Origin of the sequence: Flavobacterium flabelliforme (assembly GCF_017948675.1) — a bacterium.
GTDB lineage: Bacteria > Bacteroidota > Bacteroidia > Flavobacteriales > Flavobacteriaceae > Flavobacterium > Flavobacterium pygoscelis.
Genome location: NZ_JAGFBU010000005.1, coordinates 150,442 through 167,822, shown reverse-complemented (window position 1 = coordinate 167,822; position 17,381 = coordinate 150,442). Strand labels below are relative to the sequence as shown.

The window sequence follows — 17,381 nt, the reverse complement described above, 5'->3', positions numbered from 1 at the left end:
CAAATTATTTTAAACTTTAGAATCTGACTTAAAAAATAAAATAATGAAAAAAATACTTTTTATAGATCGTGATGGAACAATGGTTTTAGAACCAAATGATTATCAGTTAGACAGTTTTGAAAAACTAGAGTTTTATCCGTATGCTTTTCAATATTTGGGAAAAATTGCCAAAGAATTGGATTTCGAATTGGTGATGGTTACCAATCAAGATGGTTTGGGAACTGATTCTCATCCTGAAGCCAACTTTTGGCCAGTTCATAATTTAGTAATGAAAGCTTTTGAAAATGAAGGAGTTGTTTTTAGTGAAGTGTTGATCGATAAAACATTTCCTCACGAAAATATTCCAACACGCAAACCAGGCATTGGAATGTTGACAAAATACATCAATAATCCAGATTATGATTTAGTTAATTCGTTCGTAATTGGTGATCGAATTACGGATGTGGAATTAGCAAAAAACTTAGGTTCAAAAGCCATTTTTATTAATACTGATGAAGCATTAGGAAGTGCTGAAATCGCTTCGAAAAGAGAAGAATTAGATTCGGTTATCGCTTTGCAAACTACGCAATGGAAAGCTATTTATGAATTTTTAAAATTAGAGGAACGTTCTGCTTTTATTGAAAGAAAAACCAATGAAACAGATATTTTTATCAAATTGAACTTAGACGGAACAGGAAAAAGCAAAATCGAAACTGGAATAGCTTTTTTTGATCATATGCTAGATCAAATTGCGCGACATGGTCAAATGGACTTAGAAATTCTTGTAAAAGGCGATTTAGAAGTCGATGAGCACCACACGATCGAAGACACTGCAATTGCGCTGGGAGAAGTTTTTGCAAAAGCTTTAGGAAATAAATTAGGCATTGAGCGTTACGGTTTTTGTTTGCCAATGGACGATTGTTTAGCGCAAGTAGCCATTGATTTTGGAGGTAGAAATTGGTTAGTTTGGGAAACAGAATTCAAACGAGAAATGGTGGGTAAAATGCCAACAGAAATGTTTTTACACTTTTTTAAATCCTTCTCAGATGGTGCTAAAGCAAACATCAACATCAAAGCGGAAGGAATTAATGAGCATCATAAAATTGAAGCCATTTTTAAAGCTTTCGCTAAAGCGATAAAAGTAGCTGTAAAACGTGATACCGAAAAAATGATTTTGCCAAGTACAAAAGGCATGTTGTAAATACTAGTCCTGCAAGGTTTTTTTAACCTTGTAGGTATTCATGAATAGATGTATAAGTTCTTGAAAAACTTTTTAGTATTCATAAATAGTCCTGCAAGGTTTTTTTAAACCTTGTAGGTATTCATAACTAAACCTACAAGGTTTTAAAAACCTTGTAGGAATAAAAGAAGAAGAAGAATGAAAATAGTTATCATAAATTACGGAGCAGGAAATATACAAAGCATTATGTTTGCTATCGAAAGATTAGGATATAAAGCTGTTTTGAGCAGTAATTCAGAAGAAATAAAAGCGGCAGATAAAGTAATTTTCCCGGGTGTTGGTGAAGCAAGTTCAGCCATGAAAAAGCTAATTGAAAGCGGATTGGATACTTTGATTCCAACCTTAAAACAACCTGTTTTAGGAATTTGTTTGGGAATGCAATTAATGTGCAAATCATCCGAAGAAGGAAATACAAAAGGTTTAAGCATTTTTGATGTTGATGTGGTGAAATTCACTAATAAAGTAAAAGTGCCACAGATGGGTTGGAACCAAATTTATCATTTGAAATCCCCATTATTTGACGGAATCAGCGAAAAGGAATACATGTACTTAGTTCATAGTTTTTATGCACCGCTTTGCAATGAAGCCATAGCGACTACTAATTATGAATTAGAATACGCTTCCGCTTTACAAAAAAATAATTTTTACGGAACACAATTTCACCCTGAGAAAAGCAGTGCAATAGGAGAACAAATTTTAGCTAATTTTTTGAAGTTGTAACTTTAAGAATTTAGACTTTCAAACTTTAAGACTAATTATAAATGAGAATAATACCCGCAATAGACATAATAGATGGTAAATGTGTTCGACTGTCCAAAGGAGATTACAATACTAAGATTATATACAATGAAAATCCACTTGAAGTAGCCAAAGAATTTGAGGCGCACGGCATAGAATATTTGCATTTAGTAGATCTTGATGGAGCAAAATCAAGCCAAATTGTAAACTATAAAATCTTAGAGCAAATTGCCACAAAAACAAAACTAAAAATTGATTTTGGTGGTGGATTAAAATCGGATTCCGACTTAAAAATCGCTTTTGAAAGTGGCGCAAACCAAATTACTGGTGGAAGTATCGCCGTAAAAAACAGAGCAATTTTCGAAAAATGGATTGCAGAATACGGAGTTGATAAAATCATTTTGGGAGCCGATGCAAATAACGAGAAAGTAGCTGTTTCTGGCTGGTTAGAAGATTCTAACGAAGATTTGATTCCGTTTATACAAGAGTATCAAAACAAAGGAATTCAGTATGTGATTTGTACTGACATTGCCAAAGACGGAATGCTCGAAGGTCCTAGTTTTGATTTATACGCTAAAATTTTGGATCAATGTAATGTCAAATCGAGCGGAGTCGAGATTAAATTAATCGCTTCTGGTGGAATTTCTACTTTTGACGAATTACCTAAGCTAGCCGAATTAGGTTGTGAAGGAACGATCATAGGAAAAGCGATTTACGAAGGTCGAATTTCTATGAAACAATTGGAGCAATACATACTAAGTAGATAAGCAAATTAGAAATGCAATAATGAGTTTATTATCGCACTTACTAATTTTCTAATTAACACATAAACAAATATGTTAACAAAAAGAATAATTCCTTGTCTAGATATTAAAAATGGACGAACGGTAAAAGGAGTAAATTTTGTAGATTTACGAGATGCAGGTGATCCTGTAGAATTAGCTAAAATCTATTCCGATGAAGGAGCAGATGAATTGGTTTTTTTAGATATTTCAGCAACGGAAGAAAGAAGAAAAACTTTAGTTGATTTGGTTCGGAAAGTTGCTTCCACAATCAATATCCCTTTTACTGTAGGTGGTGGAATTTCCTCTGTTGAAGATGTTGAAATTTTGCTTCAAAATGGAGCAGATAAAGTTTCTATCAATTCATCTGCGGTAAAAAACCCTCAATTGATTAACGATTTAGCACAAAAATTTGGGAGTCAATGTGTTGTTGTCGCCATTGATGCTAAACAAATTGATAGAGAATGGGTTGTGCATTTAGTTGGTGGAAAAGTACCTACAGAACGAAGTTTATTTGATTGGGCTAAAGAGGTCGAACAAAGAGGAGCGGGAGAAATTCTATTTACTTCAATGGATAATGATGGCACCAAGAATGGATTTGCTAATGAAGCTTTGGCCAAATTATCTAAATTAGTCAATATTCCTATAATTGCTTCTGGAGGTGCAGGAAATATACAACACTTCGTAGATGCTTTTCAAGAAGGAAAGGCAGATGCCGCTTTGGCAGCAAGCGTATTTCATTTCAAAGAAATTGAAATAAAAACGTTAAAAAAAGAACTTAAAAATAACAATATCGAGGTTAGAATATAGTCTTAAACAATAAGATTTTCTGCTTTACAACTTTATACATAAAACATGAATATAGATTTTTCAAAAAATACAGATGGTTTAATTCCAGCAATCATTCAAGATAGTGAAACAAAAACCGTTTTGATGCTGGGTTATATGAACGCTGAAGCCTATCAAAAAACAGTTGATACTAAAAAAGTAACTTTTTATAGTCGTAGCAAGCAAAGACTATGGACAAAAGGAGAGGAAAGTGGAAACTTTTTGAATCTTATTGATATCAAAAATGACTGTGATAATGATACGCTGTTAATTCAAGTAAAACCAGAAGGACCAACTTGTCACAAAGGAACTGATACCTGTTGGGATCAAAAAAATGAAATCGTTTATGGATTTATTTCTGATTTAGAAAATACCATTAATACGCGTAGACAAAATGCAGACTCTGAAAAAAGCTATGTAGCTTCGTTGTTTCAACTTGGAATCAATAAAATAGCTCAAAAAGTAGGAGAGGAAGCGATTGAAGTAGTTATTGAAGCCAAAGACGAAAACGATGATTTATTCCTTAGTGAAAGTGCCGATTTGCTTTTTCATTATCTTATTTTATTACAAGCCAAAGGATTTCAATTAAATGACGTGGTTGATGTTTTAAAAAGTCGTCAAAAGTAAAAAATTAGATTTTAAAGTATTTAATGTTGAATCAACCCCTTAAAAATCTTTTTTAAATAAGATCAAATCGGTTTCTTAATTCGATAAGAGTTTTAACGCTTTTAGAAAATTAATTGTAGGAGTTATTGTTCTTAAATTATAAAGTTTATTTTTGTTGAAAACCATTAAACATGAAAAAATACTTAAACATTCTTTTTTTTACATTACTCGTTTTTAATGTAAGTAAGGCACAAGGCCTTTTACAGAAGAAAGAAATTACATTTACAAGACAAGATTCATTAAGAGGAAGTATAACAAAAGAAAGAGTATGGTGGGATGTTTTAAACTACCATTTAGACATAAAAGTAAATCCTGTAGATAGCACAATTACAGGTTCTAATACTATTGGATATAAAGTTTTACAGGAATACAATGTAATGCAAATAGATTTGCAAAATCCAATGGAAATTTACAAAGTAATTCAGGATGGAAAAGAATTAAAATACAAAAGAGAAGGCAATGCTTTCTTTATAAATCTTTTGGCTAATCAAACAGTAGGAGCCAAAAAAGAACTGACCGTTTTTTATGGTGGTAGACCTAGAATAGCAGTCAATGCGCCTTGGGATGGAGGAATATCATGGAAAAAAGACAGAAATGGCAAGTGGTTTATTGGCTCTTCTTGTCAGGGATTAGGTGCTAGTGTTTGGTGGCCAAACAAGGATCATATGTATGATGAAGTCGAGAATATGTTAATTAGTATAAATGCTCCAAAAAACTTGATGGCTGTCTCAAATGGTCGTTTGCAGAATGTAAAAGAGTTAAAAGATGGAACCAAAACATTTAATTGGTATGTATCTAATCCGATTAATAATTATGGTGTAAACATAAATATTGGTGATTACGTTTCATTTTCAGAAAAATTTAAAGGCGAAAAAGGAGATTTAGATTGCACTTATTATGTATTAAAAGATAATTTGGCCAAAGCCAAAAAACAATTTAAAGATGCACCAAGAATGTTAAAAGCATTCGAACATTGGTTTGGACCTTATCCTTTTTATGAAGATAGTTATAAATTAGTAGAAGCTCCTTATTTAGGAATGGAACATCAAAGTTCTGTTACCTACGGAAACGGATTTGAAAATGGTTATTTAGGCAGAGATTTAAGTGGTACTGGTTGGGGACTTAAATTTGATTTTATAATTATTCATGAATCAGGACACGAATGGTTTGCTAATAATATTACCTACAAAGATATTGCTGACATGTGGATTCATGAAAGTTTTACCAATTACTCAGAAAGTTTATTTGTTGAATATTATTATGGAAAAGAAGCGGGTTATGAATATGTAAAAGGATTAAGAAAAAGTATTCAAAATGATAAACCCATAATAGGAAACTATGATGTAAATAATGAAGGTTCTGGCGATATGTATTATAAAGGAGCCAATATGCTTCATACGTTGCGCCAAAACGTGAATGATGACCAAAAATGGAGAACTATTTTAAGAGGTTTAAACAAAACATTTTATCATCAAACAGTAACTACTAAGCAAATTGAAGATTATTTAAGTACTGCAACCGGAATTAACTTAAATACCTTTTTCAATCAATATTTAAGAGATACTAGAATTCCAACATTAGAGTATTTTTTCAAAGACAATAAAGTAAGCTTTAGATGGGCCAATTGCGTTGCAGGATTTGATATGCCTATAAGAATAACATTAAACGGTGTAGAACAAGTCATAAAGCCTAAAACACAGTGGCAGAATACAAACACTAAAACGGATAAAACGGTATTAGAAATAAATTCTAACTATTATGTAGCTAGTTTCAATATTACGGATTAGTGCCTGAAAATTGAACTAAACGGATTGAAATTTTAAAAAAAAACTAATTTTTAGAATAAAGAAAACTGATGACTTGTAAAAATTGTAATACAGAAGTAAATTTAAAATTTTGTCCAGAATGCGGACAACCAGCAAATCTAAAAAGAATTGACGGTCATTATATTTTACATGAAATTGAACATGTTTTGCATTTTGAAAGAGGTATCTTTTACACTATTAGAGAGCTTCTAACAAAACCTGGACAAAACATTAGAAACTATCTTTCAGAGAACAGAAGTAGACTTATAAAACCAATCATTTTTATAATTTTAACCTCTCTAATTTATACATTAGTAAGTCATTTTTTCCATATAGAAGAGGAGTATGTAAAGCATAATGCTTTAGGAAATTCCTCTATTGGCACGATTTTAAATTGGATGCAGAATAATTATGGATACGCAAGTATTTTAATGGGAATATTTATTGCAATTTGGCTAAAAGTATTTTTCAAAAAATATGGATATAACTTTTATGAATTGCTCATAATGTTATGTTTTGTGCAAGGTATTTCGATGCTGATTTATGCTTTTTTTGGGAATTTTAGAAGTGATTTTTACCACAAAGTTATTAAATGTAACGATTATTCTAGGATTAGTTTATATGACTTGGGCGTGCGGTAATTTTTTTGAAAAAAGAAAAATAGGAAATTACTTGAAATCACTACTTTCTATACTTTTAGGGTTAATAATATTTAACTTGATTATAATTATAGTAGGTTTACTATTTGATAGGCTAACAAAATAGTAGAAATAAAAATAAAGATTTTTAAAATAAAGCTTTAGAATTCATTCAAAATTTTAAACACAAAAAAAGACCAATATCTCATTGGTCTTTTTTTGTGTTTTATTATAAAAAAAATTAAAAATCGAAGGCTTAAAATTACTTTTCAAAAAGCTGTATTTGACTTTTCAAGCGCTCAGTAAGCATAGTCATCATTCTTTTGTTTACATCAGAAGTATTTTTGGCATAAAAGTCATATTCAGCAGTGGTAAATAAACCAACTACAATTCCTCTCATTGTATTTCTAAATTTTACATCTTTTTGAATTCCGTTATCAATTACTGCTAATTTTGCTTCCAATGTTTTTGACGAAAAATTGACTTTGTTATTTTCAATATAATTGATGAAAGAAGCTACAAATAAATCATTTTGTAATTTTAAAATAGGCCGAAGCACTTCATTTTGAAAAGATTCTTCGGTTGTAGATTGAGCAGTTACAGAACCAATAGTTTGTCCTCTAAATTGACTTAAAAAAGTATCGCGTGTATTCATCTTTTTTTCTTTAAAATTAAAAAAAAATAAACCTAGAACAGTTTATTTTAACTCTTTATAAGGAAAAATAATCTAAAATATTTTAAAAAAAAACAAATTCCAGACAAATAAGTAACTTCTATAGCTTTCAAAATCAATTCATAAGCCTTTTATTTTAAGGTAAATGAGAGTCTTTTTCACTCGATAATTCAAAAATTTCTAAATCGAAATAACCAACTGAAGCAATAATGTGATCAAATATATCGGACATCAGGTATTCATAATTGGCAAAACTCTTGTCCTCAGAAAATGCATACACCTCTAGCGGAACTCCGTGTGAGGTAGATTGCAATTGCCTGCAAAGCATTAACATATTCTTATTTAATCCCGGATAATTATATAAATATTCGGTAATATATTTTCTGAATAAACCCAAATTTGTCAAATTTCTTCCATTAATCGGTAATGATTTATCAATTCTATTGGAAATATTATAAGTATCAATTTCTGTTTTTCTAGAATCTATATAATCTGAAATTAGGTGAATTTGCTTTAAATTATTCAATTCTTTTTCTTCTAAAAAGCGAATACTACTGGCTTTAATAAGAATGTGTCTCTTTATTCTCCTTCCGTCCGAGTTTAGCATTCCGCGCCAATTCTGGAACGAATCGGAACTCAAACTATACGTTGGAATTGTGGTCGTAGTATTGTCAAAATTTCGAACTTTTACCGTTGCTAGATTGATTTCGATCACATCTCCATCTGCTCCAAAACGATCCATTGTAATCCAGTCGCCAATACGCACCATGTCATTAATAGAGACTTGTACGCTAGATACAAACCCTAATATTGTATCTCTAAAAATCAAGATTATAACTGCCGAAACAGCTCCTAAAATAGTTAAAAGTTCTTTTTGATTAATATCAAATAATTTAGAAAAAATAACTGCGATACCTACAGCCCACAGGATAATCATAATTACCTGAATAAAACTATCAATTGGCTTGTCGCTGTAACGCGGTTTTAATTTTAAATAATCACGTAAAGCATTAAATACCGTTCTAATAATCCACAAAATTAAAAGTACGATGTAGATTCCGACGAATTTGCCAAAAACACCTTCCCAATATTCATAACGTTCTAATATAATGGGAACCGATTTGTAGATAAATAAAAATGGGATTAAATGCGCAATGTACTTGGCTGTTTTATTAGTAACCAATAAATCATCAAACTTGGTTTTTGTTTTTTGGGCAATTAGAACCATTACCGTAACAAGAATAAGTCTAAATATTACATAGATTGCATAAGCTAATACGCACAATAAAGCAATATTAAGGAACAAACTGAGATAGGAAGCAAAACCACTTCCTAACCCAATTTTCCTAAATATGGGATATAAAAAATTAAATAATTTCTCTAAAATGTTATGCATTTTTCAAATATTTTCTTTCGATATAAAAAGTTCCAAAAGGAGGTATCGACGCAATACAAATTATAAAGTATTTTTTTAAGTCCCATTTTTCACTAAACTTTAAAATTGTAGCTAAAACGATGTAAATAGTAAATAATACGCCGTGTGCCATACCGATATGTTTTACATAATAGGGATCATTAAAAAAATATTTCATTGGCATAGCATAAAAAAATAATAGTAAAGCGGATATTCCTTCTACAAGTGCTGTAACCTTAAAAATCTTAAGCATTTTATGTTTTTTATTGATGATCGACAAAAATAAGTATTAACATTGATTTTTAGGGTATTGATTGCTAAAGTAATTTACTTTTGTACTCTTAAACTTTGATAATGAGCAAGCGCGATTTAAAAAAATATCTATCAGAATTAAATAAAGAACAATTAGAGGAACAAATCATCGAATTGTATGAGAAATTCAGTCCTGTAAAAGTCTATTACAACTTTGTTTTCAATCCAAAAGAAGAAACACTTTTGCAAGAATGTAAACTTAAAATTGCCAATGAATATTTTCCTGTGAAAAAAGCGGGCAGAAGAAGCAAACCCAAAATGAGACGCTCTGTTGCTCAGAAATACATTAAGCATTTTATTGTTTTAGGAGTAGATCCGTTTGTCATTGCAGATGTAATGTTATACAATATTGAAATCGCACAAACTTTTTCCTCAGAAAACGCAATCAAACAAGAGCTTTTTTATAAAAGTATCTTCAATTCCTTTGAGCAAGCGGTTGTGTTTTTGATCGCAAACGGAATACTTACTGATTTTAAAAATAGAATAATTGCCATACACAATCAAACTATTAGTCAAAAATGGCACAACGAACCAGAATTCAATGCCATCATTGAACGTTTTGAATACTAAGAATTTTAGATCTTTATTACTTTTGTAATTAAATAATTAGCGCTAGTCTAAAATACTCTAAAAAAAAAATATTTCTATAATTTACAAGATCTACGGCTTTACTAAAATTAAAAATTTTGCACAAAAAGGTAATTAGTTTTCAGGCTCTAAATTCAAATTTATTTAAGCCTTACACTTTTTTTTTAATTAAAAATTACAATTAAACTGTTTTTTAGGCGTATTTTTGCAAAAATCCAATAAGAAGCAATGTCGGAAAATACTGTAGAAATTGAAATCGAAGACAAAAAAGAACTATATGCCTACCAGAAAGGAGATATAGATTCTATTTTTGAGCGTATCGATAATGGACCTCGTCAACATCATTTGTTATATCAGCTGCCTACAGGTGGAGGGAAAACAGTAGTTTTCTCCGAAATCGTACGCCGTTATTTATCCAAACACGATAAAAAAGTAGTTGTTTTAACACACAGAATCGAACTATGTAAACAAACTTCAAAAATGTTGAAGGGTTTTGATGTAAAAAACAAAATCATCAACAGTAAAGTTAAGGAACTTCCAGATCAGAACGATTATTCTTGTTTTGTGGCGATGGTCGAGACTTTAAAAAACCGAATTAATGATGAAAAATTACATTTAGACAACATTGGTCTAGTAATTATCGATGAGGCGCATTACAACTCTTTTAGAAAATTATTAAGCTCTTTCAAAAATGCCTTTATATTAGGAGTTACGGCAACACCGCTAAGTTCTAACGTAAAGTTGCCAATGCACGAAAGTTACGATGAATTAATTGTAGGTGATACCATTAGTTCGTTAATAGACAAAGGATTTTTGGCCAAAGCCGTTACCTATAGTTATGATGTGGGTTTGACTTCATTAAAAGTAGGGATCAACGGAGATTACACCGTAAAATCTTCAGATGATTTATACACCAATATGGCCATGCAAGAAAAATTATTGCATGCCTACACTGAGAAATCTATTGGCAAAAAAACCTTGATTTTCAATAACGGAATCAATACTTCGTTGTATGTTTATGAAACCTTTAGAGAAGCCGGTTATGAAATCCGTCATTTAGATAACACTAGCAGTACCGAGGAACGTAAAGAAATTTTACATTGGTTCAAGCATACTCCAGATGCCATTTTAACGTCAGTAGGAATTCTTACTACTGGTTTTGATGAGCCAACTGTTGAAACAATTATCCTAAATAGAGCCACAAAATCATTGACGTTGTATTACCAAATGATTGGTCGTGGTTCCCGTAAATTACCTAATAAAGACAGTTTTAGTGTGATCGATTTAGGAAACAACGCAGCACGATTCGGATTGTGGAGTGAGCCGGTAAACTGGCAACACATCTTTAAATCTCCTGAGTTTTACCTAGAAAATTTACGTGATGACACGGAAATCGAATTGTATTTTAAATACAGTATGCCTCCCGATTTACGTGCAAAATTTAGCAAAACTGAAGTCGTAACTTTTGATGTCGATGAAGAACACAAACTCATCATCAAACAAAATTTACGTTCAAAGGAAGTTTTAGATAAATCACTAGAGCAACATGCCGCCATGTGTGTCGATAATTCGGATACTTTACAGGAAGCCAAAGCTTTAGGTAAATTATTAGAAGACGATATCGATTGCCGTATCAAGCGCTATTCAAAATGTTTAAGTCAATGCAGTAAAAATTACCGCGAATGGCTTGTTGACGATTACAAATTAAAACTAGTATTGTTAACCGGAAAAAAATACCGTGAAAAAATTATGAACGAACCTGATGAAGATTAATTCTTTTCAGGAGCTGTTTCCCGCTTTCCATTGCAATCTTTTATTTCTCTAAAGAACGAGAAATAAAAGGATTTTCATTACAATCGGGGCTAGCGTTTACGATTACATACAACTATTTTTTATAAATTATAAAATCCAAAAAAATGTCAAAACAATTCGCTGATTTAGGAATTTCTAAACCAATATTGAATGCACTTTCTGATTTGAATATTGTTACTCCGACAGAAATTCAGCAAAAAACAATTCCATTACTTTTAGAAAACAAGACCGATTTAGTAGGACTTGCCAAAACAGGTACTGGAAAAACAGCTGCTTTTGGATTACCTATTTTACAATTAATAGATACTGATTCTCCACTCGTTCAAGCGGTAATATTAGCGCCAACAAGAGAATTAGGTCAACAAATATTCAAAAATCTAGAGTCGTTTGCGGCTTTCTTACCTCAGGTTTCTATCACAGCAACTTGCGGTGGAATTCCTATCAAACCTCAAATCGAACGTTTAGCATCGCCAACGCATATTGTGGTAGCAACGCCAGGACGTTTGATTGATTTAATTCAGCGTAAAGCGATAAATCTTAAAGAAACTAAATTTCTAGTGCTTGATGAAGCAGATGAAATGGTTTCTATCTTAAAAGAAAGCTTAGACGAAATCGTAGCCGAATTACCTAAAGAGCACAAAACCTTTTTGTTTTCAGCAACGATGCCGGGAACCATCAAACAATTGGTTCAGAACTACCTAAATAAAAACGTAGTTCAAGTAAGTGCCAACATGGAAACAGTAGGAAATCAAGGAATCGATCACGAATATATAGTGGTAGATCCCATTGAAAAACTAGATGTTTTGATGCATTTCTTGAATTCAAAAGAAGGCGAGCGCGGAATTATCTTTTGTAAAACAAAAGCTGCGGTGAATAAACTAGCTAAGAATTTAGCAATCAATCGTTTTTCATCAGGTGCTTTACACGGAAGTTTATCACAAGGAATTAGAGATCGTATCATGGAGCAATTCCGTGAAGGGCATATCAATATATTAGTGGCTACAGATCTTGCAGCAAGAGGAATTGACGTAAAGGAAATTTCGTATGTAGTTAATTACCATTTACCAGACGCTTACGAAGCTTACGTTCACCGTAGCGGAAGAACGGCAAGAGCAGGAGCAAAGGGACTTTCGTTAACGGTATTGCAACCGGAAGAAGTGGGCGAAATTGCCGACTTCGAAAAAGAATTGGGAATTAAATTCACCGAATTCAAAAAACCAAGTTCACTAAGCATAGAAGAAAACAACACCCTTTTATGGGCGAAACAAATATTCAAAACCAAACCCAACCATGAAGTGGATGCGGAATTGAAAACAAAAATAAAAACCGTTTTTCATCATTTAACTAAAGATGAACTAATCGAAAAATTATTGGCTAATTATTTGTTGCAAAATAAAAATGAACCAACCGAAAAACCGGTTAAAAGGCAAAAAATGAAATAGATTTTTTTCTATTTTAATAAATTAAGAAACCATTGTAAAGCTTGAAGAAAGTTTTGCAATGGTTTTTTTTTGTTGTTTTTAGTAATAATTGAAGGAAAAAGGTTAGTTATTTATGTTATTACAATGGAAATAAGTATAAATTTGGTGAAATATAAAATTTGGTATTAATTTTTCCAAAAAACAGAAAAGATGAGTGATATAACAGAAGAAGATTGCATTACACTCAGTAAAAAAATTAGAGAAAACATTTATCGGCCAGCAAATACATTTAAGACTACGATTTTTTTGTGTGGAGCGGACATATTACAAAAAAATAAAATAAGATATAAAATTGCAGAAGAATTAAAGGATAATTGGCCATCTTCTTTTTTCTATGACATAATTTATCCTGAAGATATATTTGATGAATTATTATTTAGCTCAAAAAAAAGTGATTTATTATCGTTAGAAGGTTTATTAGCAAATAGCGTTGATGCAATTGTTCTCATTCCAGAAAGTCCAGGTTCTTTTGCCGAATTAGGAGCATTTGCTAACGACGAAAAATTGAGGAAAAAATTAATTTGTTTAGTTGATGTAAAATATAAAAAAGATAAAAGTTTCATAAATCAAGGTCCTTTAAAATTAGTTAAAAAAGAAAATCCGCACGGACTTATTTTTATTGATCCAGATAATATAAAAGAAGAAATCAGCAAACTTAATTCCTCTTTGAGAAAGATGAAAAGTAAGAGTTCAAAAGAAAGTGATGTTATTTCTTTACTTCAAATAGATAATTTTTTGTTACCATCAATATATTTACTAGAACCAATTTCAAAAGATACTTTAATTAATCTAGTAAGAGTTGCGACAAAAGACGAAGAAAACTCATTTCAATTAACCACTACTGCATTAACAAGCTTAACAAAAAAAAGAAACATAGAACTTACAACAAACGGATATAAATTAACTACTTTAGGTGTTGAAAGTTTTTTAAGATTTACAGTTACTAGTAAAAGAAATAAAAGACAAATAGAGACAATAAAAATTGACGAATTAAGATTAGAAATATTAAATTTGAAGTATAGAAAAAAGAAATTAAAGGTATAGGGAAAAAATTTTAGACGTGTTTTCATTAATACGCGTGGTTGTTGTTCCGACAATCGAGTTTTAAACTCATTTTTATCATCACAAATTTTAAACAGAAAATCAAAATGATTTCCTATTTAAATTTCGCTCAAGAATTTTGATGTAAAATATTTTCCTATATCCTTTAATAACTGTAATAATTACGATGAGCAACAATGGAATTATAAAACTTAATATGCTGGGATTACCAGTGATCCAAACTTTAGATGATTTTTCATTGATCACACATGTTTCTAAGTATACAATTTATCAATTATCTGAGAAATCCGACTTCTACTATTCTATCTACAGCATTCCTAAAAAATCTGGAAAGCCTAGAATAATTTGCCAACCAAGTAAAAAACTTAAAGGCTTTCAGTCTTGGATTTTAGTTAACGTTTTAGATAAAATAAAAGTTTCAAGCTCATGTAAAGGGTTTGAAAAAAAAAGTTCTACTTTAGATAATGCCATACCCCATAAAGGAGCAAACACAATATTAACATTAGACCTCAAAGACTTTTTTCCTAATATTACGAGTAAACAAGTTTTTAATATTTTTAAAACTTTGGGTTACAATGATTTAATTTCAACTATTTTTACAAATGTTTGTACCTATAAAGAATTCTTACCTCAAGGTAGTCCTTGTTCACCAAAACTTGCAAATTTAACTGCTTGGAAATTAGATCTAAGAATACAAGGATATGTTGGTAAGCGTGGGATAAATTATACACGGTATGCTGATGATTTATCATTTTCAGGATTAAATCCAGCAAATGTTGTCCGTATACTTCCAATGATTTCAAACATCATTGAAAGTGAAAATTTCATTATTAATCACTCCAAAACTAGAATTGCAAGTTCAGCAAGAGCAAAAATTGTAACAGGACTGGTAATTTCTGATGACAATATTGGAATTGGGCAAAAAAAGTATAAAAACGTTAGAGCTAAAATTCATCATTTAACAAAGCCAATTGAGAAAGGAAATGTAAAGTTGTTAAATGAAGTTGCTGGTTGGCTTTCATATTTAAATAGTGTTGATAAAAATAGGTTAGCGAAAGCAAATAAATATATAAATGAATTATATAAAAAGCATACAAAATCAATGATCCAATACCTAATTAAACTAGATTAATTATTAATAATTAGATAATATTTTGTAAAAATACCTAACTACAAAAAATGCAAAGACATACTCAATATTTAATATAATTTGTAATTTTAATAATAATAGTTACTTTATGGACTTACAAACTAGAAAGAAAGAATTTATACAAGCTTTTCTTAAACTACAAAGTGAAGAAGTAATTTTTAATTTTAAAAAACTATTGTTGAAAGAGTCTAAAATTGATTCTGATGTAAGACCTATGACAATGAAAGAGCTTAATGATCAAATTCAAAAATCTACAACAGATTCTAGAAATATTAATTTAACTGAAAGCAGTAAACTAATCTCAGAAATTAAAAAATGGAGTTAGAAAGTTAAATAGATTTTTTTTATAAACCAGATCACTCGCATATACCTCCATAATTATAGCGCGGAATTGCATTACGATAGCGCATTCTATGATAACAAACAAGTTAAATTATAAAAATGTCAACAAAATATAAAGCGAAAACAACAGATGAAGCTTTCTTTATAACGATAAAAACTGTGGGTTGGGTAGATGTTTTTACTAGGTTAAATCAAAAATATGTTATCATAAATGCATTATAACATTGTCAAGCAAACAAAGGATTAGAAATTTATGGATATTGTATTATGAGTAGTCATATTCATTTGCTTTGTAAAGCAACAAATAGTTTTTTATTATCGGATATAATGCGTGATTTTAAAAAATTCACATCAAAAAAGATTATTCAGACAATTATTGATGAGCCAGAGAGTAGAAAAGAATGGATGCTTGATTATTTTGAAAAAGTATGTTCGCATCTCAAAAGGGAACAAAGTTATAAGGTTTGGCAAGATGGTTATCACGCATAAATAGTTCAAACAAATTGGTTTATAAAACAAAAGTTAAATTATATACATAACAACCCTGTAAAGGATAAAATTGTTTTGTTGCCTGAGGATTATTTTTTCAGTTCTGCAAGAAATTATGCAAGATTAGACAATGATTTAGATGTTGTTTTATTAGAAATATTTTAGTTTAAAATGTGAATTTGGATTGTTAATAAAGGGTATTGTAGAATATCGTTGCGGACACGGATTGCAAATCCGCGCGGTCGGGTCCAAATGAAAAACCTAAATATGCAAATGATTCGGGTTTTAGATCTTGGTTTTATCTACAACATAGTAGAAAACATCAATTAAGACCATTTATAACTATTATAAAGTTTAAGAAACAAATATCAGGAAGTTATAAAAAATAAATTTATGAAAAATAATAAAATAATAAAATCAATAATTTGTATGCTCATTATATTTTTTTTTTGTTCCTGCGAGGATAAGAAAACAGAAATTTTTAAAATGAATACAAATCCTAGACTCAGGGTTGGATTTGTTACAAATTTTTATATAGTGAGTAATCCTCCTGAAGATCTTTGCGATATTTTACTTTTTTACCAAAACGAAGTGAAAATGTTTTCAGATAGTAAAGGAGATAGATTTCTTTTAAATCAAAAATATTATTATCAATCCTATTATAAAGAAAGATATTTTTTTGATAGAAATTTTAAAGAGCCGATTCCAGATTATGGCAGGGTATTTAATGTTTTGGATGTTTTTAGAGATAAGTATACAGTTGAAACTTCTCATAGAGATGATTTATTTATTACAATTAATTTTAAAGATGATAACAATCGAGAAGATGCTCCAATATCACCTTATTTATATATTTCTGAAATGAACTTGTATTATTTCCCTAAAGGATTGAAAAACAACCCAAATATTCATTGGGAGAAAAGCAAGGAGTAAATAATAAAGGATTGTTTTCTATTTATCCCCACTCCCGCACGAATCCTTTCGTGTGGTATTCGTAAGGACAAGATTGTTGATAATAATAATTTTTTAGATAACAAGTAAAATTTAGGAATTAAAAAAGAAATTATCTAAGAATAATTTAAAAATAAAAGAAAACAAGTTCTTTGAAATATTGAAATAAATTCAGAGTAAAACTTTTAGGGTGGGCGATTTCCCAGTTACCGTTTTATAATTGGAAGGTAACAGTCTCCCAGCTCGCGCGAGCATCTTGCTCGTGCCTATAAATAAAGAAGGTAATTAGTGTTATATAAAAAGCAGGATATATGTTCTATGATGAAATAATAAAACAATGAGTAGGAAATATAAATTTGGAGAAAAATCAGGGGCTTATTTTATAAGTTTTGCTACTGTTAGCTGGATAGACGTTTTTACTAGAGATCCCG

General features: G+C 30.5%; 17 protein-coding genes and 2 pseudogenes. 16 read left to right on the top strand and 3 right to left on the bottom strand.

The genetic code is table 11. The features are described 5' to 3' along the window. Positions 1 to 43 precede the first annotated feature (43 nt). The 7 genes from hisB (at position 44) to J3S90_RS12880 (ending at position 6,679) form a co-directional block, all read left to right on the top strand. Complete coding sequence (gene hisB, locus J3S90_RS12910; protein WP_210646550.1) at positions 44 to 1,180, top strand: bifunctional histidinol-phosphatase/imidazoleglycerol-phosphate dehydratase HisB; 1,137 nt, start codon at positions 44 to 46, stop codon at positions 1,178 to 1,180. Positions 1,181 to 1,357: 177 nt separating this feature from the next. Continuing rightward, positions 1,358 to 1,939 (top strand): imidazole glycerol phosphate synthase subunit HisH, encoded by a 582-nt coding sequence (gene hisH, locus J3S90_RS12905; protein WP_210646549.1) that lies wholly within the window; start codon positions 1,358 to 1,360, stop codon positions 1,937 to 1,939. A gap of 41 nt (positions 1,940 to 1,980) precedes the next feature. Then, entirely contained in the window at positions 1,981 to 2,724 is a 744-nt protein-coding gene (gene hisA, locus J3S90_RS12900; RefSeq protein ID WP_210646548.1) for a 1-(5-phosphoribosyl)-5-[(5-phosphoribosylamino)methylideneamino]imidazole-4-carboxamide isomerase, read from the top strand. A 69-nt stretch (positions 2,725 to 2,793) separates the two neighbouring features. Continuing rightward, entirely contained in the window at positions 2,794 to 3,549 is a 756-nt protein-coding gene (gene hisF / locus J3S90_RS12895; RefSeq protein WP_210646547.1) for an imidazole glycerol phosphate synthase subunit HisF, read from the top strand. A gap of 45 nt (positions 3,550 to 3,594) precedes the next feature. After that, positions 3,595 to 4,194 carry a bifunctional phosphoribosyl-AMP cyclohydrolase/phosphoribosyl-ATP diphosphatase HisIE gene (gene hisIE, locus J3S90_RS12890; protein WP_210646546.1) on the top strand — a complete coding sequence of 200 codons (600 nt, stop codon included), beginning with the start codon at positions 3,595 to 3,597 and terminating at the stop codon, positions 4,192 to 4,194. Between the two features lie 170 nt (positions 4,195 to 4,364). Next, positions 4,365 to 6,020: a M1 family metallopeptidase gene (locus J3S90_RS12885; RefSeq protein ID WP_210646545.1), complete on the top strand. Its 1,656-nt coding sequence runs from the start codon at positions 4,365 to 4,367 to the stop codon at positions 6,018 to 6,020. A gap of 68 nt (positions 6,021 to 6,088) precedes the next feature. Further along, positions 6,089 to 6,679 (top strand): DUF3667 domain-containing protein, encoded by a 591-nt coding sequence (locus J3S90_RS12880; RefSeq protein WP_236023956.1) that lies wholly within the window; start codon positions 6,089 to 6,091, stop codon positions 6,677 to 6,679. A gap of 259 nt (positions 6,680 to 6,938) precedes the next feature. Here the strand turns inward: J3S90_RS12880 and J3S90_RS12875 are convergent, their stop codons facing one another. The 3 genes from J3S90_RS12875 to J3S90_RS12865 form a co-directional block, all read right to left on the bottom strand. Then, on the bottom strand, positions 6,939 to 7,331 hold the full coding sequence (locus J3S90_RS12875; RefSeq protein WP_210646544.1) for a glyoxalase: 393 nt from the start codon (positions 7,329 to 7,331) through the stop codon (positions 6,939 to 6,941). A 154-nt stretch (positions 7,332 to 7,485) separates the two neighbouring features. Then, positions 7,486 to 8,745 (bottom strand): mechanosensitive ion channel family protein, encoded by a 1,260-nt coding sequence (locus J3S90_RS12870; protein ID WP_210646543.1) that lies wholly within the window; start codon positions 8,743 to 8,745, stop codon positions 7,486 to 7,488. Continuing rightward, on the bottom strand, positions 8,738 to 9,016 hold the full coding sequence (locus J3S90_RS12865) for a DUF3817 domain-containing protein (protein ID WP_188050982.1): 279 nt from the start codon (positions 9,014 to 9,016) through the stop codon (positions 8,738 to 8,740). Before J3S90_RS12865 ends, J3S90_RS12870 begins: the two co-directional genes overlap by 8 nt. Positions 9,017 to 9,117: 101 nt before the next feature. On the opposite strand from J3S90_RS12865, the gene J3S90_RS12860 reads away from it, so the two are divergent. From J3S90_RS12860 to J3S90_RS12820, 9 genes and pseudogenes are all read left to right on the top strand, one after another. Then, complete coding sequence (locus tag J3S90_RS12860) at positions 9,118 to 9,645, top strand: DUF6155 family protein (RefSeq protein ID WP_210646542.1); 528 nt, start codon at positions 9,118 to 9,120, stop codon at positions 9,643 to 9,645. A 246-nt stretch (positions 9,646 to 9,891) separates the two neighbouring features. Then, positions 9,892 to 11,436 (top strand): DEAD/DEAH box helicase, encoded by a 1,545-nt coding sequence (locus tag J3S90_RS12855; RefSeq protein WP_188050980.1) that lies wholly within the window; start codon positions 9,892 to 9,894, stop codon positions 11,434 to 11,436. A 143-nt stretch (positions 11,437 to 11,579) separates the two neighbouring features. Further along, entirely contained in the window at positions 11,580 to 12,917 is a 1,338-nt protein-coding gene (locus tag J3S90_RS12850; RefSeq protein WP_210646541.1) for a DEAD/DEAH box helicase, read from the top strand. Between the two features lie 189 nt (positions 12,918 to 13,106). Beyond that, positions 13,107 to 14,000, top strand: a complete 894-nt coding sequence (locus tag J3S90_RS12845; RefSeq protein ID WP_210646540.1) for a retron St85 family effector protein — start codon at positions 13,107 to 13,109, stop codon at positions 13,998 to 14,000. A 184-nt stretch (positions 14,001 to 14,184) separates the two neighbouring features. Beyond that, on the top strand, positions 14,185 to 15,150 hold the full coding sequence (locus tag J3S90_RS12840; RefSeq protein WP_210646539.1) for a retron St85 family RNA-directed DNA polymerase: 966 nt from the start codon (positions 14,185 to 14,187) through the stop codon (positions 15,148 to 15,150). A 106-nt stretch (positions 15,151 to 15,256) separates the two neighbouring features. After that, on the top strand, positions 15,257 to 15,493 hold the full coding sequence (locus J3S90_RS12835) for a hypothetical protein (protein WP_210646538.1): 237 nt from the start codon (positions 15,257 to 15,259) through the stop codon (positions 15,491 to 15,493). 116 nt (positions 15,494 to 15,609) lie between these two features. Next, positions 15,610 to 16,164 (top strand): annotated as a pseudogene (locus tag J3S90_RS12830) (REP-associated tyrosine transposase). A 228-nt stretch (positions 16,165 to 16,392) separates the two neighbouring features. After that, positions 16,393 to 16,932 (top strand): hypothetical protein, encoded by a 540-nt coding sequence (locus J3S90_RS12825; protein WP_210646537.1) that lies wholly within the window; start codon positions 16,393 to 16,395, stop codon positions 16,930 to 16,932. Positions 16,933 to 17,287: 355 nt separating this feature from the next. Further along, positions 17,288 to 17,377: pseudogene (locus J3S90_RS12820) on the top strand (transposase); the annotation flags it as partial. Positions 17,378 to 17,381 lie beyond the last annotated feature (4 nt).